Annotated in this window: 14 protein-coding genes; 9 read left to right on the forward strand and 5 right to left on the reverse strand. The window is 74.6% G+C overall.

Annotated elements, in window-relative coordinates; genetic code table 11:
• Positions 1-3: 3 nt before the first annotated feature.
• The 6 genes from WMF22_RS14630 to cheB are packed head-to-tail and all read left to right on the forward strand — an operon-like array spanning position 4 to position 9422.
• On the forward strand, positions 4-2214 hold the full coding sequence (locus WMF22_RS14630) for a chemotaxis protein CheA (protein WP_438036119.1): 2211 nt from the start codon (positions 4-6) through the stop codon (positions 2212-2214).
• Complete coding sequence (locus WMF22_RS14635) at positions 2211-2648, forward strand: chemotaxis protein CheW (RefSeq protein WP_012235290.1); 438 nt, start codon at positions 2211-2213, stop codon at positions 2646-2648. The genes WMF22_RS14630 and WMF22_RS14635 overlap by 4 nt, the downstream gene beginning before the upstream one ends.
• Complete coding sequence (locus tag WMF22_RS14640; protein WP_438036120.1) at positions 2638-5184, forward strand: methyl-accepting chemotaxis protein; 2547 nt, start codon at positions 2638-2640, stop codon at positions 5182-5184. The genes WMF22_RS14635 and WMF22_RS14640 overlap by 11 nt, the downstream gene beginning before the upstream one ends.
• Complete coding sequence (locus WMF22_RS14645) at positions 5181-7550, forward strand: HEAT repeat domain-containing protein (protein ID WP_438036121.1); 2370 nt, start codon at positions 5181-5183, stop codon at positions 7548-7550. Before WMF22_RS14640 ends, WMF22_RS14645 begins: the two co-directional genes overlap by 4 nt.
• 10 nt (positions 7551-7560) lie before the next feature.
• A complete protein-coding gene (locus tag WMF22_RS14650; RefSeq protein WP_438036122.1) occupies positions 7561-8391 on the forward strand; it encodes a CheR family methyltransferase in 831 nt (276 codons plus the stop codon).
• The gene (cheB, locus tag WMF22_RS14655) at positions 8388-9422 is read left to right on the forward strand and encodes a chemotaxis-specific protein-glutamate methyltransferase CheB (RefSeq protein ID WP_438036123.1); all 1035 of its coding nucleotides are present in this window, start codon (positions 8388-8390) and stop codon (positions 9420-9422) included. Before WMF22_RS14650 ends, cheB begins: the two co-directional genes overlap by 4 nt.
• A 33-nt stretch (positions 9423-9455) precedes the next feature.
• Here cheB and WMF22_RS14660 read toward each other — a convergent pair whose 3' ends face one another.
• Both WMF22_RS14660 and WMF22_RS14665 read right to left on the reverse strand, forming a co-directional pair.
• Complete coding sequence (locus tag WMF22_RS14660; RefSeq protein WP_437299701.1) at positions 9456-10658, reverse strand: putative sensor domain DACNV-containing protein; 1203 nt, start codon at positions 10656-10658, stop codon at positions 9456-9458.
• Positions 10659-10723: 65 nt separating this feature from the next.
• On the reverse strand, positions 10724-11686 hold the full coding sequence (locus WMF22_RS14665; RefSeq protein ID WP_438036124.1) for a Ku protein: 963 nt from the start codon (positions 11684-11686) through the stop codon (positions 10724-10726).
• Positions 11687-11955: 269 nt separating this feature from the next.
• Here WMF22_RS14665 and WMF22_RS14670 point away from each other — a divergent pair, with 269 nt between their 5' ends.
• The gene (locus WMF22_RS14670; RefSeq protein WP_438036125.1) at positions 11956-12555 is read left to right on the forward strand and encodes a cysteine hydrolase family protein; all 600 of its coding nucleotides are present in this window, start codon (positions 11956-11958) and stop codon (positions 12553-12555) included.
• Positions 12556-12622: 67 nt separating this feature from the next.
• On the opposite strand, the gene WMF22_RS14675 is transcribed toward WMF22_RS14670, so the two are convergent.
• The 3 genes from WMF22_RS14675 to WMF22_RS14685 all read right to left on the reverse strand — a co-directional run bounded on the left by WMF22_RS14675 (position 12623) and on the right by WMF22_RS14685 (position 19233).
• Positions 12623-13168 carry a DUF3341 domain-containing protein gene (locus tag WMF22_RS14675; RefSeq protein ID WP_437299704.1) on the reverse strand — a complete coding sequence of 182 codons (546 nt, stop codon included), beginning with the start codon at positions 13166-13168 and terminating at the stop codon, positions 12623-12625.
• A 31-nt stretch (positions 13169-13199) separates the two neighbouring features.
• Positions 13200-13643 carry a BON domain-containing protein gene (locus tag WMF22_RS14680; RefSeq protein ID WP_012235299.1) on the reverse strand — a complete coding sequence of 148 codons (444 nt, stop codon included), beginning with the start codon at positions 13641-13643 and terminating at the stop codon, positions 13200-13202.
• Between the two features lie 370 nt (positions 13644-14013).
• Positions 14014-19233 (reverse strand): sigma 54-interacting transcriptional regulator, encoded by a 5220-nt coding sequence (locus tag WMF22_RS14685; RefSeq protein WP_438036126.1) that lies wholly within the window; start codon positions 19231-19233, stop codon positions 14014-14016.
• Positions 19234-19445: 212 nt separating this feature from the next.
• On the opposite strand from WMF22_RS14685, the gene WMF22_RS14690 reads away from it, so the two are divergent.
• Together WMF22_RS14690 and WMF22_RS14695 are read left to right on the forward strand one after the other, a co-directional pair.
• Positions 19446-20084: a hypothetical protein gene (locus WMF22_RS14690; RefSeq protein ID WP_437299706.1), complete on the forward strand. Its 639-nt coding sequence runs from the start codon at positions 19446-19448 to the stop codon at positions 20082-20084.
• Between the two features lie 141 nt (positions 20085-20225).
• Positions 20226-21359 carry a Kazal-type serine protease inhibitor family protein gene (locus WMF22_RS14695; protein ID WP_438036127.1) on the forward strand — a complete coding sequence of 378 codons (1134 nt, stop codon included), beginning with the start codon at positions 20226-20228 and terminating at the stop codon, positions 21357-21359.
• Positions 21360-21378 lie beyond the last annotated feature (19 nt).

Genomic DNA, 21378 nt, shown 5'->3' on the forward strand with positions numbered 1-21378 from the left:
CGGATGGGCGGCGCGCTCGATGTGAACGAGTTCGTGGCCGGCTACCTCGTCGAGGTGGAAGAGCACCTCTCGGCGTCGACGGCCAACCTCCTCGCCGCCGAGGCGGCCCTCCGCGGCGGCGAGTCGAGCCCCAAGGCGATCCGGGAGCTCTTCCGCGCTCTTCACACCATCAAGGGCCTCTCCGCCATGGTCGGCGTGGAGCCGATTGTGGATCTCGCCCACGCGATGGAGACCGTGCTCCGGGCGGCGGACCGGTCGGCCGGGAGCCTCTCCGCCTCGTCGATCGAGGTGCTGCTCCGCGGGCTCCGGTCCATCGAGGAGCGGGCGCGGGCCCTCGCCGAGGGCAAGCCGGTGCTGCCGGCGGCGCCCGAGCTCCTCGCCGCGCTCACCGCGCTCGATCTCGCCGCCGCGCCGTCGCCGCCCGTGCCGACCATCGGCGCCGATCCCGAGATCCTCGCGAAGCTCGGGCCCGGCGAGCGGGTGCAGCTCGCGCAGGGCGTGGCCGGCGGGCGGCGCGCGCTGCGGGTCGACTTCGTCCCCTCGCCGGCGCGCACCGCCGAGGGGGTGAACATCACGACCGTCCGCGAGCGCGTCGGCAAGCTCGCCGAGATCGTCAAGGTCATCCCGCTCTCGGTGCCGGCCAGCGAGGGCGCGCCGGGCGGCATCGCCTTCGCGCTCCTCGTCCTCACGAGCGCGCCCGACGAGGAGGTCGCGCGCGCGGCGGCGGCGGATGGCGTCCGCGCGCTCACCGTGGAGCTCCCCGTCCCGCCGGTCGTCGCGGCGCTGGCGGAGCGCGAGCCGGACGAGCCGGCGGACCGGGAACCCCAGCTCCGAGGCGTCGTCCGCGTCGAGGTGGCGCGCCTCGACGACGCGCTCGACAAGCTGTCGGCTCTGGTCGTGACGCGGTTCCGGCTCGCTCGGGCGGCCGCCGATCTGCGCTCCCGCGGCGTCGACACCCGCGATCTGTCGGAGATCCTGCGCGAGCACGACCGGACGCTGCGCGACCTCCGCGGCGCCATCATGCGCGCGCGCATGATCTCCGTGGCGGAGCTCCTCGAGCGCGTGCCGCTCGTCGTCCGCGGCCTCGGTCGCGCCACCGGCAAGCAGGTCCGGCTCGAGATCGACGCCGGCAAGGCCGAGCTCGACAAGGCGGTCGCGGAGCGCGTCTTCCCTGCGATCGTGCACCTGCTCCGCAACGCCGTCGATCACGCGATCGAGCCGCCCGCCGAGCGGCGGCGCCTCGGCAAGACCGAGGAGGGCGTCGTCCGGGTCTCCTGCTTCGAGCGCTCCAGCAATCAGCTCGAGCTCAGCGTCGCCGACGACGGCCGCGGCATCGATCGCGCGCTTGTCGCGAGGCGGGCCGGCCGCCCCGCGCCCGAGAGCGACGCGGCGCTGCTCGACCTCATCACGCTCCCCGGGCTGTCGACGCTCGACCAGGCGACGAAGACCAGCGGCCGCGGGCTCGGGATGGACATCGTGCGCCGCATCGCCGTGGAGCAGCTCAGCGGGGAGCTCTCGGTGAGCACGTCGCCCCGCGCCGGCACCACCTTCACCCTCCGGATCCCGCTCACGTTGACCATCGTGGACGCCTTCTCCTTCCTGTGTGGTGACCAACTGTTCGTGACGCCCGTCGCGGGCGTCGAGGAGGTCGTGGAGATCGACGCCGCGCGCGTCCTCCGCGGCCCAGCGCCGGGCGAAGCGCGGGGCGGGGCGATGCTGCCAGCGCCGGGCGAAGCGCGGGGCGGGGCGATGCTGCCAGCGCCGGGCGAAGCGCGGGGCGGGGCGATGTTGCCAGCGCCGGGCGAAGCGCGGGGCGGGACCATGTTGCCAGCGCCGGGCGAAGCGCGGGGCGGGACCATGTTGCCAGCGCCGGGCGAAGCGCGGGGCGGGACCATGTTGATCGAGCGCCGCGGCGAGGTCGTGCCCCTCGTCGATCTCGGCGCCCTCTTCGAGCTCGGGGCCTCGCCGGCGCGCAGGGCGCTCGTCGTCCGCCGCCACGGCGCGCCCTTCGCGTTCGGCGTGACCCGCGTGATCGGCCAGCAGGAGGTGGTCGTGCGGCCGCTCGAGGACCCGCTCGTCCGGGTGCCGGGCGTGTCTGGCTCGACGGATCTCGGCGACGGGCGCCCCACGCTCGTGCTCGACCTCGTGACCCTCAGCGGCAGGCTCTCCGCTGGCCGCGGCGGCCGCGGCGCGCTCGCCCGGGTGGCCTCGTGAGCGATCTACACGTGGTCCTGAAGGTGGCGGACACCGAGTACGTCATCTCGGCGGCGGACGTGCTCCACATGGAGTCGTTCGCCGGGGCGACCCGGGTGCCGGGGGCGCGATCGTACGTCGGCGGCCTGGTGCAGATCCGGGGCCGCGTGGTCCCGGTCGTGGATCTGCGCGTCCGCTTCGGGCTCCCGAGCGCGGAGCCGACGCTGGACTCGCGCGTCATCGTCGTTCAGCGCGGCGGCCGCACCGTGGGCCTCCTCGTGGACAGCGCGCGCGAGGTCGTCAACATCGCCGAGGGCGAGCTGAGGCCGCCCCCCGAGGTCATGGCGGAGGAGAGCGCCGGGTTCGTCAGGGCCGTCGCGAAGCTCGGGGAGCGCCTCGTCATGCTCGTCGACGTCGGCAGGATCATCGGTGAGGAGCAGGATCATGGCATCTGATGCAATCGCGGACATCGACGGCGCGCTCGCGCGGGCGGAGCAGACCGAGCGCGCGCTCCGTCAGGCGGTCTCGACCGTCGCCGGCGTCGAGCAGGCGGCCGCGCGGCTCGCCGCCCTCGGCGCCGAGCAGGCCGCGGCCGGCAGGGAGCAGGGGGCCATGGCGGGGGCGCTCGCGGGCGAGCTCGAGGAGGCCGGTGCGGCCGCGCAGGCGCTCGCCCGCACCGGGCAGCGGGTGGGCGACGCCGTCATCGAGGTCGTGAGGGCGACCGAGGGCATGGCGAGCGGCATCGGCGCGCTCGCCCCCGCGCTCACCAGCGTGAAGGGCGACGCCGAGACGCTCGCCGCCTCGGCGGACACGACCGCGGCGGCGCTCGAGGAGATCGCCCGCTCGGTGAAGGCCGTGAGCGCCAGCGCCGAGGAGCTCGCTTCCTCGAGCGAGGAGCTCCTCGGGGCGGTCTCCGTGACGAGCGGATCCGCCGACGAGGCGGCGGCCCGCAGCGAGAGCAACGCCGCGGCCATCGAGGAGATCGGGGCCACCATCGAGGAGATGTCGAAGGGCGTCGCGCGCCTCTCGACCGACGCCAAGGGGGTCGGGGCGCAGATCTCGACGATGGCCGGGACCGTCGTGGGCGTGAGCGGCTCCCTCGATCGCGTCGCGAAGGACGCGACCGAGATGGCGAGCGCGGTCGAGGAGACCGCGGCGACCGCCGAGCAGATGGCGCGGTCGATCCGCGGGGTGGCCGAGAGCGCGAAGGCGCTCGACTCGAGCGCGTCGACGACCGCGAGCACGATCACGGAGATCGCGAGCTCGGTCGAGGAGGTCGCGGCCACCGCCGAGAAGAACGCCGCGACCATCGAGGCGAACGCGGTCGCCGCCGAGCAGCTCGCGCGGACCGCGCAGCAGGTCGCGCAGAGCGCCGAGCAGATCAGCGGGCTCGCGGCCGGCAACGCCGCCACGTCGTCGCAGGTCGAGGCCTCGACGCGGCGGATCGTCGCCATCGTCGATACCGCGCGCGCGACCGCCGAGCAGGGGGTCGCGACCGCGCGCCAGGGCGCCGCGACGGTCGGCAGGTCCATCGCCGGGCTCGGGAGCATCCGGCAGGCGATGGCCGACTCCGCGTCGGTCATGAAGGAGATGGGCAAGCGGGCGGAGGAGATCGGCGACATCGTCCAGACGATCAACCTGATCGCCGACCGCACGAACCTCCTCTCGCTCAACGCCAGCATCGAGGCCGCGCGCGCGGGGGAGCACGGCCGCGGCTTCGCCGTCGTCGCCGAGGAGATCCGCAACCTCGCCGATCGGGCCGCCGTCTCGAGCGCCGAGATCGCCAAGATCGTCCGCGCGCTCCAGGCGAGCGCCCGGGAGGCGGTGGCCGCCTCGAGCGAGGGCGTGAAGGTCGCGGACGAGGGGACCCGGCTCGCGGGCGACGCCGATCGGGCGCTCGCGTCCATCCTTCAAGGGGTCGAGGAGCTCGGCCGGTCGATCCGCGACATCGACCGGGCGAACGCGGAGCAGGTGCAGGCGGTGGCCTCCCTGACCCAGACGGCGTCGCGCATGAGCGACGAGGGCAGGGCGGTCGCGCGCTCCGCGGCCGAGCAGACCAAGGCGATCCAGTCGCTCGCGCAGGGCAGCGCGGAGATGCGGCGCATGGCCCGGCAGACGAAGGACGCGACCGCCGAGCAGGCGCGCGCGCTGCGGGACGCCGTGAGGGCCAACGCGCAGCTCACGTCCACCGCCGAGCGGGTGTCGCGGGCGATGGACGAGCAGGCGACGGGGGCGTTGCAGCTCGCCAAGGTCGCCGCGCAGATGCGCGCGCTGACCCAGCAGACAAGCGCCGCGATGATCGAGCAGACCCGCGCCCTGGCCGGGATCACCGCGCTCACGCAGGAGGTCTCGGGCGCGTCGCAGCGCATGGTCGCCGGCCTCGCGGAGCAGGCGGGCGGCGCGAACGAGATCTCGCGCGCCATGGACGACATCCGGCGGCTGTCGGTCCAGTCGGCGCGGGGCACCGGCGAGCAGGCGCGGGCGGCGAAGCAGCTGGAGGCGTCCGCCCGCCAGGTCGCGCGGCTCGCGGCGGCGGTGACCGCCGCCACGGCCGACCAGGGCAAGGCGACGGCGTCCCTCGCGAAGGAGGGGGATTCCGTGCGCCGGATCGCCAGGCAGACGGCGCGGGCCGTGGCCGACCAGGCGGAGGCGGTCGCGGCCCTCGCGTCGGGCGCGAACCGGCACACGTCGTCGCTCCAGGCCGCCGAGAAGGGGATCGGTGAGCTCTCGACCCGGAGCGAGCAGCACGCCGCCTCGCTCGCGCGGCTGCGCGACCCGGTCCGGGACCTGCTCGCCTCCACGGCCAGGCACGCGAGGGACACCGGCGCGATCGCGAGCGACGCAGGCCAGGTGCTCGAGCAGCTCGGCAGGATCCGGCAGGCGAGCGCGGAGCACGCGGACGCGGTCGCGGGCGTCGTCGCGACGGTCGCCCACGCCGTCGCCCACATCAAGGTGAACGGGACGCAGCACACGCCGCCGGAGACGGCATGATCGCTCGTCGACACGCACACGCGCCCGCGCTCGCCGTCTCGGACGCGGAGCGGCGGCGCGTCGAGCAGGTCGAGTGGCTCGCCGCCTCGGGGCCTCCGGGGGTGCCTGAGCTCATCGAGATGCTCGCGGATCCGAGCTGGACCGTGCGGCGGGCCGTCGTCGCGTCGCTCGCCGCGCTCGGCGACGCGGCGGTCGACCCCCTCTGCGCGTGCCTCGCCGCCCGGCGCGACAGCGAGGCGCGCATCGCCGCCGCGGTCGACGCGCTCGTCGCGTCGCTGGGCGACGTCGACGCCGCCGTGCTCGCGCTGACCCTGGATGCTCGCCCCGCGCTCGTCGCCGACGCGGCGCAGATCCTCGGCCGCCGCGGCAGCACGAGGGCCGTCCCCCGGCTCGCGGAGCTCACGTCGCACCCCGACGACAACGTCGCGGTCGCCGCGATCGAGGCGCTCGGCCGGGTCGGCGGCAGGTCCGCTGTCGACTCGCTCGTGGATGCCGTCTCGAGCGGAAATTTCTTCCGTGTCTTCCCGGCGATCGACGTGCTGGGCCGGAGCGGCGACCCGCGCGCGACCGGCCCGCTGGCGGTCCTCCTCGAGGATCCGCGCTACCTGCTCGAGGCGGCGCGGGCGCTCGGCCGCACCGGCAGCCGCGGCGCCGTGGCGCCGCTGGTGCGCCTCCTCGGGCGGCCGAGCGACGGCGTCGTGCGTGTCGCCGCGGCGGCGCTCGCCGAGCTGCGCGAGCGGTACCGCGAGCGCTACGGGACGGCCGCGCCGATCGACGAGGCGCTCCGGAGCGAGGCGCCGGCGCCCGGCGTGACGCGGCGGCTCTCCCAGAGCCTCGCGGGCGCGGATCCGGCCGAGCAGGCCGCCCTCTGCAGCGTGCTCGGCGCGATCGGGGGCGACGATGCGCTGCTCGAGCTGACGCGGCTGCTCGACGCCGATCCTCCCGTCGCGAGCGCCGCCGCGGAGGCGCTCGGCCAGCTCTCGCGGAGCGCGGATCCCCGGGTGCTCGCGGCGCTGCGCGACGGCGACAGCGCGCGCAGGCTCCTGCTCCTGCCGCTCGTCCGGGGCGTCGCGGCCGCGGGCGAGGTGGAGCGCTGCCTCGCCGATCCGGACGCGGAGGTCCGCGCCGCGGCGTGCGACGCGCTCGCGCGCATCGCGGAGCCCGGCTCGGCGCGCGCGCTGTTCCAGGTCCTCGACGACCCGAGCCCCCGCGTGGTCCACGCCGCGACGACCGCGATCCAGGGCCTCGGCGGCCCGGAGGTCGAGGCGCTCGCGCTCGCCGCGGCCCGCGACGGGGCCCCGGCCGCGCGGAGGACGGCCCTCCGGATCCTCGGGCACCTCGCGCCTCCTTCGGCGCTGCCGGTCTTCCTCGCCAGCCTCGGTGACCCCGACGCGCGGGCGCGCGAGCAGGCGATCCATGGCCTCGCGTCCCTCGCGGCGCCTGCGGCGCTCGACGCGCTCGTCGAGGTCGCGGCCGATCCCGCGGCGCGGATCCGGGCCGTGGCGATGCGGGCGCTCGGGCAGTCGCGCCGGGATCCCCGCGTGATCGACGCGCTCCTCGCGGGGCTCGGCGACGGCGACGCGTGGGTCCGGTACTACGCCTGCCAGTCGCTGGGGAAGCTCGGGTGGGAGGCGGCGGCAGGGGTCATCGCCGAGCGGCTCCGGGACGAGAGCGGCCAGGTGCGCGTGGCGGCGATCGAGGCGCTGTCGGGGATCAAGGGCGATCTCGCGCTCGCGGCGCTGGAGCAGGCGGCCCGGGACGGCGACACGGACATGCGGCGGTCGGCGCTGATCGGGCTCGGCATCGCGGGGCGGGAGGCGTCGCTGCCGACGTTGCTCGACGCGCTCTCGTCCCCGGACGTGGCGACCCGGCTGGTCGCGGTCTCGGCCGTCTCCGGCTTCTCGTCGCCCGAGGTCCTGCCTGCCCTCGTGCGGGCGGCGAGCGACCCCGACGAGAGCGTGCGGGCGGCCGCGACCAGCTTCATCGCGGGGCGGCCCGGCGCCGAGGCGACGAGGGCCCTCGTCGCGCTGCTCGTCACGTCGCGGGCGCAGGGCCCTCTGCTCGCCGCGCTCTCGACGCCCGTGCCGGGCCGCATCGAGGGCATCCTCGACGCGCTGGCGACGGCGGACGACGAGCTCTCGCCGCTCCTGACCGCGGCGCTCGCGCGGATGCGGCTCCCCGGGGCGGACGCCGCGCTCCTCGAGGCGCTCCGGCTGCCGCGCGCGCCGGCGCGGAAGGCGGCCGCCACGACGCTCGCCGCGGTGGCCACCCGCGAGGGCTTCGCGGCGGTCGAGCGCGCCGCGCGGACCGATCCAGATCCCGAGGTGCGGCGCGTGTCCGCGTCCGTCCTCGCGCAGTGGGCCTGATCCCGTGGGCATGACGAGCCGCCTCCCCATCTCCCCGCAGGTCTTCGCCATCTTCAGCGCGCTCGTCGCCGAGAAGATCGGCTTCCACTACGACGCGGCCGATCGCGAGCTGCTCGGCGACAAGCTGTCGGCGCGCGCCCTCGACGCCGGCTTCGACTCGCTGCTCGATTACTACTACTTCCTCCGCTACGACCCGGGGGGCGAGGCCGAGATGGACGCGCTGATCGACGGGCTGGTCGTGGGCGAGACGTACTTCTTCCGCGAGCTCGCGCAGCTCGAGCTCGCGGTCTCGGAGTTCGTCGCGCCGCGCGTGGCGGCGGGCGGCCGGCCGCGGATCTGGTCGGCGGCCTGCTCGAGCGGCGAGGAGCCGTTCACGCTCGCGATGCTCCTGGCCGAGCGGGGCCTGCTCGACAAGGTCGAGATCATCGCGAGCGACATCAGCGCGCGGGCGCTCTCGCGGGCCCAGGCCGGCGTGCTCGGGCCGCGCTCGCTCCGGAGCAACGCCCCGCCGCCTCCGTTCGCCGAGCGGTGGCTGCAGGTGACGCCCGATCGCGTCGTCGTGAGCGCCGAGCTGAGGCGGGCGATCGACTGGCGGCGGATCAACCTGCTCGACGCGTCGCAGGTCGCGTCGCTCGGGCAGCTCGACGTCGTGATCTGCCGCAACGTGCTCATCTACTTCCACGACAACACGGCGCGGTGGGTGCTCAAGAACCTCTCGGGGGCGCTCGCCGCGGGCGGGATCCTCCTGGTCGGGGTCTCCGAGTCGCTCTTCAGGCTCGGCACCGCGCTCGCCTGCGAGGAGCGGGGCGGCGTGTTCCTGTATCGGAACGCGGAGCCATGAGGCGCCCCGCGGTCCGCGTGCTCGTTGTCGACGACTCCGCCTTCGTGCGCAAGGTGCTGCGGCAGGTCCTCGGCGCGAGCTCCTCGATCGAGGTCGTCGACACGGCCATGGACGGCTTCGACGCGCTGGAGAAGATCGCGCGCTACAAGCCGGATGTCGTCACGCTGGATCTCGTGATGCCGAACCTCGATGGCCTCGGCGTGCTCGCGTCGTTGCCGCGCGAGGGCGCGCCGCGGGTGATCGTCGTCAGCAGCGCCGACGCGGACAGCGAGCTCGGCGTGAGGGCGCTCCAGGAAGGCGCGACCGACCTCGTCGAGAAGCCGACGGCGCTCGCGACCGATCGCCTCTTCGGCCTCGCGGACGAGCTGGTCCGCAAGGTGCTCGCCGCCGCCGAGGCGAAGGTCCACCGCGCGGAGCCGCCGTCCGCGCCGCCGCCCGCGCCTTTCGCGATCCCGGCGCTGTCGCGCACGCGGCTCGTCGTGATCGGCGCCTCGACCGGCGGCCCGCTGGCGCTGACGCGGCTCCTCGCGGCGATGCCCGCCGGGTTCCCGGTCCCCATCGTCGTCGCGCTGCACATCCCTCCTGGCTACACGGAATCGCTGGCGCGCCGCCTCGACGACGGGAGCGCGCTCTCGATCGTCGAGGCGTCGGACGATCTCCAGCTCCGGCCCGGGCTCGTGGTCATCGCGCGCGGGGGGACGCACATCGAGGTCCGGCGCAACCTGACGCGCGCCAGCGTCGGCTTCCCGGCGACGGCCGGCGCGTCCGTCTATTGCCCGTCGGTGGATCTGCTCTTCGCGAGCGCCGCGGCCGAGTTCGGGCCGGCCGTGCTCGGGGTCGTGCTGACGGGCATGGGGGACGACGGCCTGGAGGGCTCCCGGGCGATCCGCGCGGCGGGCGGGAGGGTCCTCGCGGAGGCCGAGTCGTCCTGCGTCGTTTACGGCATGCCCCGCCGCGTGCTGGAGGCCGGGCTCGCCGCGGCGGCGGTGCCTCTCGATCAGATGCCTGCGGCCATCCTGCGGCATCTTTGAGTTCGCACGTCGCACCTCGCGCGCCGCGCCTCGTCAAAGCGGCCAGTAAACGACCTTCCCCTCGATCTCCTGGAACGTCGCCGCGTTGCCGTCCTGGGAGACGATGAAGGCGATCCGCTCCGGGTACCCCGCGACGAACGCCGCGGCCGCGCGGTGGCGGGTGCCGCGCGCGTCGAGGCTCAGGCTCGCGTCCATCCGCTGATCGGGGGTGGCGGCGAAGACCTCGGAGATGATCGCCCTCGGAGGCGGCAGCTTCGCGCCGAACGCGAGCACGTCGAGGGCGTGGCTCATCACGACCGCGCCGTCGACGGTCGTCAGCCGCACGATGAGCTCGAGCAGCCGGCTGACGCGCTCGGACCGCTGCAGCGCGTGCTCCGAGTCGCGCGGCGCTGGCCTCGCCCCGGACGGCGGGCATGGCCCGTCCGGCAGGTGGGTCTCGTGCGCGCCCGCGAGGTCGAGGATGGCCGAGCCGAGGCACAGGGCAGGGGCCAGCCGCTTGACCTCGGTGTCGAGTAGATTGCCCTCTTCCCCGAAGAGGTGCGGCAGGCCCTCGCCCGGCCCCAGGACGACGAGGAGCCCGCCGCGACCGAGCTCGACCATTCCCTCGACGATGCGCAGCAGATAGCCGCGCACGTTGCGGGCGAGCGCGCTCGCCTGGTCCCGCGCGACGGTCCGCTCGATGGAGTCGAGCAGCGGCCGGTTCTTGGGCATCCACGTCCGCACGGCGCCGCGCTCGTAACGGACGACCTCCCATTCGCCGCGGTACACGGCCACGACGCCGGGCTTCGGGGCGACGACGCGCACGAGCTGATCGAGCGCGAACGACGGCCGGCCGTGCGGCACCGCGATGCCGGCGACGGCGAGCGACCCGTCGAGCGGCACCACGGCCAGGAAGGCGCGCGGCCACGCGCTCGCCGGGCCCAGGTTGGCCAGGTGCTCCGCGTCGAACGCCACCGGGGACCCGAACCGCACGAGATCCCACGCGGGCTCTCCGGACTCGAGCTCGGCGAGGCGCTCGGCGAACACGACGCCGATCGGGTTGAGCCGCCCCTCCTCCGTCGCCATGGACGCGAAGAACAGCGTCTCGATCAGCTGCGTCAGGATCGCGGCGAAGGAGGGCGGCGCCTCGTCGGCGGCGACGCGGGCGCCCGGAGCCAGCTTCTGCGCGGCGAGCGGGGGCTGCCCCTGCAGCTCGAGGAAAGCCGCCGTGACGTCCGCCGGATACTTGGGGCGCATGAGCTCGCTCTACCCTCCTCTGCGCCCCCGGTCAGACCGGCGCGCGGGCCGCTTCTCCGTGCGGGCTACGCGGCCCGACGCGAGCTGCCGCCCTTCCGCTTCGGGGCCTCCGCCTTTCGCACCCTGGATTTGCCGCCTTCTTCCGGCGCTTTTCTGCCGTTCTTCGCGCCGTTCTTCGCGCCGTCTTTCGCTTCGTCGTTCGCGGCCTTCTCGCCCTTCTGTCCGAGGCTCTTCTTGAGCAGCGCGATGAGGTCCACCGTGCCGGTGGCGCGGCGGTGGCGCTCTTCCTCCACGGGCTCCGTGGGCGCCGTCGTGCGGCCGGATTTCACCTTCTTCTCGATGAGCTTCATCACGTCGTCGCGGTACTCGTCCTTGTATTTTTCCGGCTGCCACGCGGTGGCCATCTCGGCCACCAGCCGCTCCGCCATCTCCAGCTCCCGCTTGCCGAGCCCCTTTCCCTGGGCGTCCATCTCGGGCAGGTCGAGCTCCTCATCGGAGCGGAGCTCGTGCGCGAACCGGAGCAGGTTCAGCACGAGCCCTCTGCCGTGCGGCCTCACCGCGGCGATGTGCTCGCGCGTCCGGATCACGACCTTCGCGATACCGACCTTGCCCGTCTTCCGCAGCGCCTCGCGCAGGAGGACATACGCCGTCACCGGCGATCGCTTCTTGCCGTTCTGGGACGCGGGAGCGAGGAAATACGGTTTGTCGTAGTAGATCGGGTCGATCTCCGAGGCGTCGACGAAGTCGAGGATGTCCACGGTCTGCGTCGCCTCCACGTTCGCGCGGCGCAGGTCCTCGTCGGACAGGACGACATACTCGCCCTTCTCGTAGGGATAGCCGCGGACGATATCGTCCCAGCTCACCGGCTCGCCCGTCTCCCGGTTCACGCGCTCGTAGCGGATCGGCGCCATGGTGCGCCTGTCGAGCTGCGTGAAGTGGAGCTCATCGGGCTGCTCGGCGGGGTAGAGGGCCACCGGGATCTGCACGAGCCCGAAGCTGATACTCCCTTTCCAGATGCTGCGAGGCATGTGCGCTCCTTCGACCCGGAGGGCGACCCGAGGGGCCCGCGCCAGGTCCGTCATGGCGAGCAATGCAAGCCGGCGGCCGACGACGCGTCCTCGCGCATCCTGCGCCGCGCGCCCGTCCTGGCCGCCTGGGGGCCATCGCGGATCCTGCGCCCCCTGCCGCGCGCCGCCACGGCCGAGGTCGCGTTTCGCCACGGCGGACCGGGCGCGGCGGTGATCGGCGGTGATCGCTGCCCCACGCGCCCTCGCCCGCAGTATAACCCACGCACCCCATGCCTCGGCGTTCCCACGACCTTCACGGCGCCGCGCCGGACGAGAGCCGGACAGCGCTGCTCCTCATCGACGTGATCAACGATCTGGACTTCCCGGGAGGCGACCGGCTGCTCGCCCACGCGCTCCCGATGGCGCACCGCATCCGGGCGCTGAAGCAGCGGTGTCGCGACGCCGGCATTCCGGCGGTCTACGTGAACGACAATTTCGGCCGCTGGCAATCCAACTTCCACCGTCAGATCGAGCACTGCCTGGAAGAGGGCGTGCGCGGCCGCGAGATCGCGGCGCTGCTGCGGCCTGCAGAGGACGATTATTTCGTGCTCAAGCCCAAGCACTCCGGCTTCTACGGCACCACGCTGGAGATCTTGCTCGAGTCGCTCGGCGCGCAGACGCTCCTCCTCACCGGCATGGCGGGGAACATCTGCGTCCTGTTCACGGCGAACGACGCCTACATGCGCGATTACCGGCTGCTCGTCCCGTCAGACTGCGTGGCCTCCGAGACAGAGGAGGACAACGGCCACGCGCTCCGGCAGATGCAGCGCTTCCTCAAGGCCGACATCACGCCGTCGGACGAGCTCGACCTCGAGCGGCTGCCCGCCTGACACCGGCCGATGCGCGGCGTCAGGCGGGCAGCTGCCCGAGATCACGTGGGATGACGGCGCGTCACGCTCAGGCGACGGCCCTGTGCTTCGACGAGATCCCCTCTTCGGTGAGGACCGCGACGTCGGTCGCGCCGCCGCGCTCGAGGATCTGCTTGGCGAGCGCGCGCTCGTTGCTGTCCTCGACGTGGACGGAGATGAGGATGTTGCCGCCCTTGATCTTGCCCTCGTACTGCTTGGCCTCGACCTCGGGGATGCCGAGCCCGATCAGGGCGCCGGTCACGCCGCCGAGCGCGGCGCCGGCCGCGGCGCCGCTCAGCGCGGCCATGATGGGGCCGGCCGCGATGAACGGCCCGAGCCCCGGGATGGCGAGGGCGCCGATGCCGGCGAGCAGCCCGATGGTCCCGCCGACCGCGCCGCCCGCGCTGGCGCCCGCCGTCGCGCCCTCGGGCGCCTTCGTGTTCTTCTCGTGCGCGAAGTCCCGCGTCCCGTGCTTGTCGGGGAAGAGCGCCGAGATGTCGCCGGTCATGAAGCCGGCGCGCTGGAGATCGCCGACGATGATGTCTGCCTGAGCGAGCGTGCTCACGAGGCCAAGGACCGCTTTCTTCGTTGCCATGGTGTCTTCCTTTCGGACCGTTCGTGTCGGTTCAATCGACGTCGACTTCGAGCTGGTTATCGACCCTCTGCACACCCGGGATCCCGAGGGCGATCGCGGCGATGTCGGCCTTCTCCTTGTCGCTCTTCACCGGGCCGCGCAGCGTCACCACCTGCCCCGTCGTGATGATCTTGACGTTCTTCGCGCTCATCGAGAGCGTGTCGTTCGCGATCACCGCCTGCCGGATCTTCTGGGTGATCGTGCGATCGGCCTCGTTCTCGCCCTGGTCCCCGGGGGTCAGCGCGGCGGGATCGCGATCGCGATCGTTCTTGCCTGTGTTGTCGGCGGCCGTCGGCGTGGGGTTGTTCGCCCGCTGGGCGATCTCGCCCGGAACCGCGGGATTGCCGTCCGAGCGAGTCGTGCCTTCCGCGCGATCGCAGCCGGCCGCAGCGGCGATCGAGAGAGGCAGCAGCAGGACGAATTTTGCTGTGTTCATGCCCGGCACCCTCGCAAGGCCCGGGCCATCCCCTGGCGGAGAGCGCCTGTCGGTGCGCGGTCGTGGCCAGGGTGGCGCATGATCCCCGTCACGCCGATGGATGAGATCCCTTTCTCCACGCCGTGTCGTGGGCGGCTCTTCCATCGCGTCGGTGCGCGGCGCCGCGCGGCTGGCAAGCTCATGGCTGGATAGAGGCCGGACTGCCCCAAGTGGGGCGAACTGCCCCGTGCCGGCGATGTCAGAAGAGGAGAACCAACGCTATCGCGCGGAGGACGGTGGGTGTGTACGCCTGTGACGGACGCCGTCCAGAGCGCCAGTCGCCAGCGTCCGATCGGGCCCGCGCTCGCGCTCGAGGCGCTGGAGGAAGGGCTCAGTCGTCGCGGGCGCCTTTCGGCCGTTCGGTCGTGCGTGGGGCGGGCGGTTCGATCGGCCGTTCGATCGGCCGTTCGATCGGCCGTTCGATCGGCCGTTCGATTCCGAGCCGCCGCAGCTTCCGGTAGAACGTCGCCCTCGACATGCCCGCCTCGCGCGCGGCCTGGAGCGCGTTCCAGCCGGTCCGCTCGAGCGCGGCGAGCAGCGCGGCGCGCTCGTCGCGCGGAGGTCGCGGCGCGCCGCGGCCGCCGCCTTCCTGCGCGCGGGGCAGGTCCACGTCGTCGGGGCCGATCCTGCGGCCGTCGCACAGCACGACCGCCTTCGTGATCACGTTCTCCAGCTCGCGCACGTTGCCGGGCCAGCCGTGCTGGCCGAGCCGCCGCAGCGCCTCGTGGGACAGCTGCGGCGCCGGGCGTCCCAGCTGCTCGGCGGCGCGGCGCACGAAGTGGAGCGCGAGCTCCGGCAGGTCCTCCAGGCGATCGCGCAGCGCGGGCAGCCGGATCTGCACCACCGCGACGCGGTAGTAGAGGTCCTCCCGGAAGCGCCCGCGCGCGGCCTCGGCCAGGAGATCGCGGTTCGTCGCGCAGACGAGGCGGAAGTCCACGCGCACGGCCTCGGCGCTGCCCACCGGGCGCACCTCCCGCTCCTGGAGCACCCGCAGCAGCTTCGCCTGCACCTCGAGCGGCATCTCGCCCAGCTCGTCGAGGAAGAGCGTGCCGCCGCGCGCCGCGACAACGAGGCCGGTCCGGTCCCGGTCGGCCCCCGTGAACGCGCCGCGGACGTGCCCGAAGAGCTCCGACTCGAGCAGCGCGGCGGGGAGCGCGGCGCAGTTGATCCCCATGAACGGGCCGCTCTTCCGCGGGCCGGCGAAGTGGATGGCGCGCGCGACGAGCTCCTTGCCGGTGCCGCTCTCGCCCGTCACGAGCACGTTGACCGGCGCGTCGACGACGCGGTCGAGCGTCGCGAACACCGCGCGGAGCGCGGGGCCGCGCCCCACGATGGCGCCGTAATCGTAGCGGTGCTCCAGGGCCTGCTGGCGGACGAGCACCTGCTCCTGCAGCCGGTCGATCTCCGCGGCCTGCCCGCGCAGGAGCTCCTCGACGCGGCGGCGCTCGGCCTCGAGCTCCACGGTGCGGCGGCGCAGGTCGTCGACGAGCCGCGCGTTGCGCAGCGCGAGCGCGACCTGGTCGGCGAAGGCGAGGAGCAGGTCGACGTCCTCCGGCGCGAACCGCGCGCGCCGGAAGCGGTTGTCGAGGTAGAGCGCGCCGAGCACGCCGTCCGGCGAGCGGATCGGCACGGCGATCACGGACCTGAGCCGCATCGCGTGCACCGACGCGTGCTCGTGGAAGCGCGGGTCCTCCTGGGCGTCCACGGTGACCACGGGCTCCTGCGTCGCGATCGCGCGCTCGGCGATGCCGTAGCTGAACTTGAGGTGGCTCCTGCCGACCTTCTCCCGGTCGACGTTGCGCGCGACCGCCACGCGCAGCTCGCCGCCCGGCTGCTCGATCAGCAGGAACCCGCGCTCCGCGGCCGTGAGGTCGATCGCGGCGTCCATGGCCATCGCGAGGATGTCGGCGATCTCGACGGAGGAGTTGAGCCTGCGGAACACCGCGAGGAGCCGCTCGAGCTTGGCCGTGCGCTCTGCCGCTGGCGGCGCCGCGGCCTCGGCCGCCGCGGGGGTGCGCGCCGGCTGCGCCGCGCGGCGCCGGGGGTGGGTCCAGAAGGCGTGCTGCAGCGCCTCCGGCAGCGAGCGCGCCATGGCGGTCCAGGCGGCGGCCGCGCGCTCCCGCTGCGCCGCGGCGGCCTCTGGCTCGCCCGCGAGCTCGTGGGCTTCGGCCAGCGCCAGGCGGACGTCCGCGGCGAGGTCGGGCTGCGCCGCGCGCTCGGCGAGGCCCAGGGCGCGCTCGAGGCGCTCCCGGGCGGCGGTGAGGTCCTGACCGAGGTTGGGCTGACCGAGGTTGGGGCCACCCTGACCGAGGTTGGGCTGACCGAGGTTGGGGCTACCCTGACCGAGGTTGGGCTGACCGAGGTTGAGGTTGGGGCCACCCTGACCGAGGTTGAGGTTGGGGCCACCCTGACCGAGGTTGAGGTTGGGCTGACCGAGGTTGAGGCCACCCTGAGCGAGGTTGTGAGCGAGGTTGGGCTGACCGAGGTCGAAACCGCCCTGGTCGGAATCTCCCTGACCCAGGTTGCCGTCGCCCTCGCCGTCGAGCAGCGCGAGCCGCCCCTCCAGCAGCGCCGCGCGCGCCCCGAGGTCGGGCGCCTCCCGGGCGGCGCCGTGCTCCCGCGCCCGGCCCAGCGCGGCCCGCGCGTCCCCCACCGCGCCCCGCGCGAGGTGGGCCCGGCAGAGCTCCAGCTCCTCCTCCACCACCTCCCGTTGCGCCCCTTGCGCCTCGAAGCCGCGCCGCGACCGCTCGAAGCAGCGCGCCGCCTCCTCGGCGTCGCCGCCCGCGAGCGCGCAGTCCCCGAGGACCGAGGCCGCCGCCGCCGCGAAGAAAGGCGCCCCCCGCCGCGCGGCCTCCGCCTCCACCCGGGAGGCCACGCGGGCGGCCCGCTCGAACGCCCCCACGTCCGCCCAGAGCTTCGCCAGATCGAAGTCGAGGACGAGGACCAGGTCCGCCTGCCCCAGGGCGGAGGCGAGCCGCGCCCCGCGCTCGTAGGCGGCGAGCGCTTCCCCGAGCTCGCCCGACTGGTGGCACGCCGTACCCACGTTGAGGCTGCAGCGCGCCACCAGGTCGCCGAGCCCGTGCTCCTCCGCGGTCGCCAGCGCCTGCCGGTACCCGACGAGCGCCGCCTCGACCTCCCCGGCCCGGAAGGCGTCGATCGCCTGGTACGACAGCGCCCGCACCAGCGCCCTCGGCGCCCGCCGATCGCGGTGCAGCCCGGCGGCGAGCCCGAGGTGCAGCCCCGCGAGCCGGCGCTCCCCGAGGTAGCTCGCCGCGACGCCGACGTCCTCGTGGAGGCTCGCCAGCACCTCCGGCTCGTCGCACCACGCGAGCGCCGGCTCGGCGCGGGCCCGCGCCTCCGCGTGGGATCCGAGCCGCAAGAGCGCCCGGCTCGCGAGATCGGCGAGGGCGGCGCGCTCGCGCGGCGTGGCCGATAGCGCCGAGCCCTCCCCGCCGGCCACCTCGCTCCGCTCGGCCTCGTCGAGCCGCGCGAGCGCCGCCGTGGGGTCGCCCAGCTCCAGCAGGCACGCGCCGAGCCGGACGAGCGCCTGCGCGCGCCGCGCGCCGAGCCCTCCGGCCTCGTCGCTCGCGAGCAGGTGCTCCAGCACCTCGCGCGCCCGCGCCGCGCGGCCGACGCGCTGGAGGGTGGACGCGATCTCGAGCCGCGCCTCCGCCGACGTCGCCACCTCGAGCAGCGCCTCCGCGCTTGCGCCCCACGGCCTCGGATCCGCCTCGCGCTCCGCGCGGCGCTCGAGGAACAGGCGCTCGGCGGCGGCCGTGTCGCCCGACAGCGCGAGGTGCAGCACCCGCTGCTCGGCGTGCGCCGGCAGGGCGGCCGCCGCCCGCGCGTGCGCCGCGCGGACCGCCTCGCCGCCGAGGGCGCAGAGGAGGGCGGCGATCGGCCCGGCGCGCGTCAGCGTCCACCCCCCGGCGGTGCGCGCGGCGACGCCGCGGGCGGCGAGCTCGGCCAGGTGCGCGACAGGCAGCCCGAGCGGCGGCAGCTCCTCGTCGGCGACCGCGCCCCCCTGCACGGCCAGCGTCGCCACGGCGTCCCGCAGCGGCCGCCCGAGCCCTCGCAGCCGCAGCGCGTAGCGCGCGCTCGCCCCGGGCGTCGTCGCGTCGAGCCCGGCCACGTCCCCGCTCTCGGCGAGCCGCCCCGCGATCACCACGAGATCGGCGGGCCACCCCGCGCTCGCGCGCAGCACGACCTCCGTCGCGTCGCCCAGGCCGATGTCGTCCATCCAGCGCTGCACCGCCTCGCGCCCGAGCGGCGGCAGCGCGACCTCGCGCGCGCTCCGCCCCGCCTCGGCGGCCACCGCGGCGAGCGGCGCCCGGCCGCCGCCGTGCGGGACGCGCTCGGCGGCGAGGAGCAGGACCGGATCCTCGGGGCCGAGCAGGCGGGCGAGCGCCTCGAGCATCTCCCGGTCCGCCCCGCTCACCTCGTCGGCGTCGTCGAGCACGAGCACCAGCGGCCCGGCCCCCGCCCCCGCGTGGCCTCCCCGCGCCCGCGTCAGGCGCTCGTGCGCGCGCAGGGCGCCCAGCGCGCCGGCGGGGAGCGCCTCCTCGCCGGTCGCGCGGCGCAGCATCGAGGCCACCGGCGCGCTGGCCCTGGCGAAGCCCTCCACCGCCTCCATCCGGAGCTCGGCGCTCCACGTCGCCTCGCGCAGGAGGCGGCTCTTCCCGCAGCCCGGCTCCCCGGCGATCACGCAGACGCGCGGGCCGCGCTCGCCTCGCTCGAGCGCGGCGAGCGCCTCGGCGACCGCGCGCATCTCCCCATCGCGCCCGACGAGGTGGGGCGGCTCCGGCGGCGGCGGGGCCACGGCGCGCGGCGCGGCGCCCACCCAGTCGAGCACCTCGCCCGCGTCGGCCGGGCGGTCGCGCGGCTCGGACCGCACGAGGCGCTCGACGAGCGCGCCGATCGCCTCCGGCAGCGGCTCCGCGAGCAGCGGCGCGATCGCCTCGAGCGTGCGGCCGAGCGAGAACAGGTCCGCGCGCCCGTCGGCCGGCTCGCCGCGGATCACCTCGGGCGCGAGGTAGCCCCGGGTGCCGGAGACGCCGTCGTCGGGCCTCCCCCCGAGCCGCGCAGCGCAGGACAGGTCGATCAGGACCGCGCGCCCCGAGGCCCCGACGAGGATGTTGGCCGGCTTCACGTCGCCGTGGCGGATGCGCGCGCGGTGGAGGAACCGCAGCGCGTCGAGCACGTCCACGATCGCGGCCCGCGCCTCCTCGAAGCGCCGGCCTGTCACGTACTCGTCGAGCGGCGCGCCCAGCACCGCCTCCGACGTGAAGTAGAAGCGCGGCTCGCCGGTCTCCCGGAGCATGCCGAAGTCGAGGACCCGGACGAGGTGCGGATGGAAGAGCCCCGCCAGCATCCTGAACTCGCCGCGGAACGCCGCCCGCTCCGCCGTGCGCGCGTGGCCGAGCAGCTTGAGGCACAGGTCCCGCCCGAGCGCCTCGTCCCGCGCGAGCCACGCCGTGGCCAGGCTCCCCCGTCCCAGGGGGCGGAGCAGGCGGTAGCGGCGGGCGAGCAGGGTCCCTTCGGCTTGGCTCACCCGCGCAGTGTCTCATGGATGTGCCATCTGAGACAGTGAGACACTCGATGAGACACCTGTGCCTCGCGTTTCACGACGATTTCCGCCGTTTTTCATTCGGCACCAGGTTTGCTCTAATGCCCGGCATGGCGATGCGGACGACATACGGACACCGAGGACGGCGGGGCGCGCGCGTCGCGACGCTCCTCGGAGCGCTCGTTGGCGGCTGTGTCGTGAGCCCGCAGCCGAGCCCGCCGGTCCACGAGCCGATCCTGGACACAGGGCTCGTCGGCGTGTCGGACGACCCCAAGGTCTTGCGGCAACAGGTCTTCCTCAAGGGCGAGCCTGGCGCGGTCGAGCCGGCGGAGGGCGTGGTCGTGGTGACGAACCTCGACAGCGCGGACGCGCCCGTCATCGCGGAGATCAACCGCGACGGCAGCTTCGTGGCCGCGGTGGACGCGTCGACGGATCAGGTCCTGCGGATCCAGGTGAAGCAGGGCGAGCGCCGGTCGGAGCCGGTGGATCTGCAGCTCACGGGGGAGCCCATCAGCGTGGCGCAGACGATGCTGGCGCACCTGCCTTGCCTCACGATCGAGCCCGCCGCGTGGGTCTCGCTCGAGGCCGGCGAGAGCTATGTGGTCGTCCGCAACACGTGCGCCGAGGGCGTGTCCATCGGCGCGCCGCGCCTGCGCCGCGGCGCGGGGCCGTTCGGGGTCAGCCCGGCGGAGGCGTTCGTGGTGCCGGCGGGCGAGTCCGCCGTCGTCACGGTGCGCGCGGACGGTGAAGGGGTGGAGCGCGAGGACGTGCTCTTCCTCGAGGTCACGGCGCCCGAGCCCGGGCGCCGCGTCCTGACGCTGACGCTCCCCGACTGAGCTGTCGGGGAGACGAACATCGAACTCGCGCGCCGCGCTCGCCGTACTGCGCGCGGCGCGAGGCGCCCTTCCTCTGGAGGGGAGGGGCTCGTGGATGTCTATCGCCTCGCCGGTGACGGCGGGGCTCTTTTGGAGGAACCCATGAACGTCCAGAATCGTATCAAGAGCAGCAGCCGTATCGGATCCTTCCTCTGGCTCGCGCTGTCGATGCTCCCGCTCGCCGTGGGCTGTCAGGTGCAGATCGCCGACGACGACACCGCATCCAACGCGGAGGAGGTGAGGGGCGGCGGCGGGCAAGGCAAGGCCTGCGGCGGCCTCCTCGGCCTCACCTGCAAGAAGGGCCTCTTCTGCGACTACGAGCTCGACGCCATGTGCGGCGCGGCCGATCAGACGGGCACCTGCCAGCCCATCCCCGAGGTGTGCACGAAGGAGCTCAGGGAGGTCTGCGGCTGTGACGGCAACACGTACAGCAACGAGTGCATGGCGAACGCGGCGGGCACGTCGGTGTCGTCGATCGGCCAGTGCTCGCCTCCTCCGGGCGACGTCTGCGGCGGCCTCCTCGGCCTCTCCTGCAAGGAGGGTGAGTTCTGCGACTTCGCGCCGGACGCCCAGTGCGGCGCGGGCGACATGACGGGCACCTGCCTGCCCACGCCGGGCGGGTGCACCAAGGAGTACAACCCGGTCTGCGGCTGTGACGGGAACACGTACGGCAACGCGTGCACGGCGAACGCGGCGGGCGTCTCGGTCGCGTCGAAGGGCGAGTGCGCGCCGCCGCCGTCGGAAGGCAAGGCGTGCGGCACCCGCGGCGGCTGGACGTGCGAGAAGGGCGAGTTCTGCAACTTCCCGCCCGAGGTCGAGTGCGGCGCGTGGGACGGGCCGGGGGTCTGCACGCCCATCCCGGAGGCGTGCACGTTCGAGTACAACCCGGTCTGCGGCTGCGACGGCCAGACGTACGGCAACGCCTGCGCCGCCGCCTCGGCGGGCGTGTCGGTCGCGTCGAAGGGCGAGTGCGCGCCTGCTCCCGGGAAGATCTGCGGCGGCATCGCGGGCTTCGCGTGCGAGAAGGGTGAGTTCTGCAACTACAGCATCGAGGCCATGTGCGGCGCGGCCGATCAGACGGGCACCTGCGAGACCATCCCGGAGGCGTGCACGGAGCAGTACGACCCGGTCTGCGGCTGCGACGACACCACGTACCCCAACGCGTGCTTCGCGCACGCGGCGGGCGTGTCGGTCGTGTCGCGCGGCGAGTGCGCTAAGACGCCGGTGAGGCGGTAAGGCGGTATCGTAGGCGCCG

The organism is Sorangium sp. So ce204 (assembly GCF_051526795.1).
Classification (GTDB): Bacteria; Myxococcota_A; Polyangia; order Polyangiales; family Polyangiaceae; genus Sorangium; species Sorangium cellulosum_B.

Excerpts from the sequence above, each read along its gene's own strand:
- WMF22_RS14670 (WP_438036125.1), top strand. The coding sequence starts at position 11,956 with ATGCCTCGGCGTTCCCACGACCTTCACGGCGCCGCGCCGGACGAGAGC.
- WMF22_RS14665 (WP_438036124.1), bottom strand. The coding sequence starts at position 11,686 with ATGCCTCGCAGCATCTGGAAAGGGAGTATCAGCTTCGGGCTCGTGCAG.
- WMF22_RS14660 (WP_437299701.1), bottom strand. The coding sequence starts at position 10,658 with ATGCGCCCCAAGTATCCGGCGGACGTCACGGCGGCTTTCCTCGAGCTG.
- WMF22_RS14650 (WP_438036122.1), top strand. The coding sequence starts at position 7,561 with ATGACGAGCCGCCTCCCCATCTCCCCGCAGGTCTTCGCCATCTTCAGC.
- cheB (WP_438036123.1), top strand. The coding sequence starts at position 8,388 with ATGAGGCGCCCCGCGGTCCGCGTGCTCGTTGTCGACGACTCCGCCTTC.
- WMF22_RS14640 (WP_438036120.1), top strand. The coding sequence starts at position 2,638 with ATGGCATCTGATGCAATCGCGGACATCGACGGCGCGCTCGCGCGGGCG.
- WMF22_RS14645 (WP_438036121.1), top strand. The coding sequence starts at position 5,181 with ATGATCGCTCGTCGACACGCACACGCGCCCGCGCTCGCCGTCTCGGAC.
- WMF22_RS14695 (WP_438036127.1), top strand. The coding sequence starts at position 20,226 with ATGAACGTCCAGAATCGTATCAAGAGCAGCAGCCGTATCGGATCCTTC.
- WMF22_RS14680 (WP_012235299.1), bottom strand. The coding sequence starts at position 13,643 with ATGAACACAGCAAAATTCGTCCTGCTGCTGCCTCTCTCGATCGCCGCT.
- WMF22_RS14675 (WP_437299704.1), bottom strand. The coding sequence starts at position 13,168 with ATGGCAACGAAGAAAGCGGTCCTTGGCCTCGTGAGCACGCTCGCTCAG.
- WMF22_RS14630 (WP_438036119.1), top strand. The coding sequence starts at position 4 with ATGGGCGGCGCGCTCGATGTGAACGAGTTCGTGGCCGGCTACCTCGTC.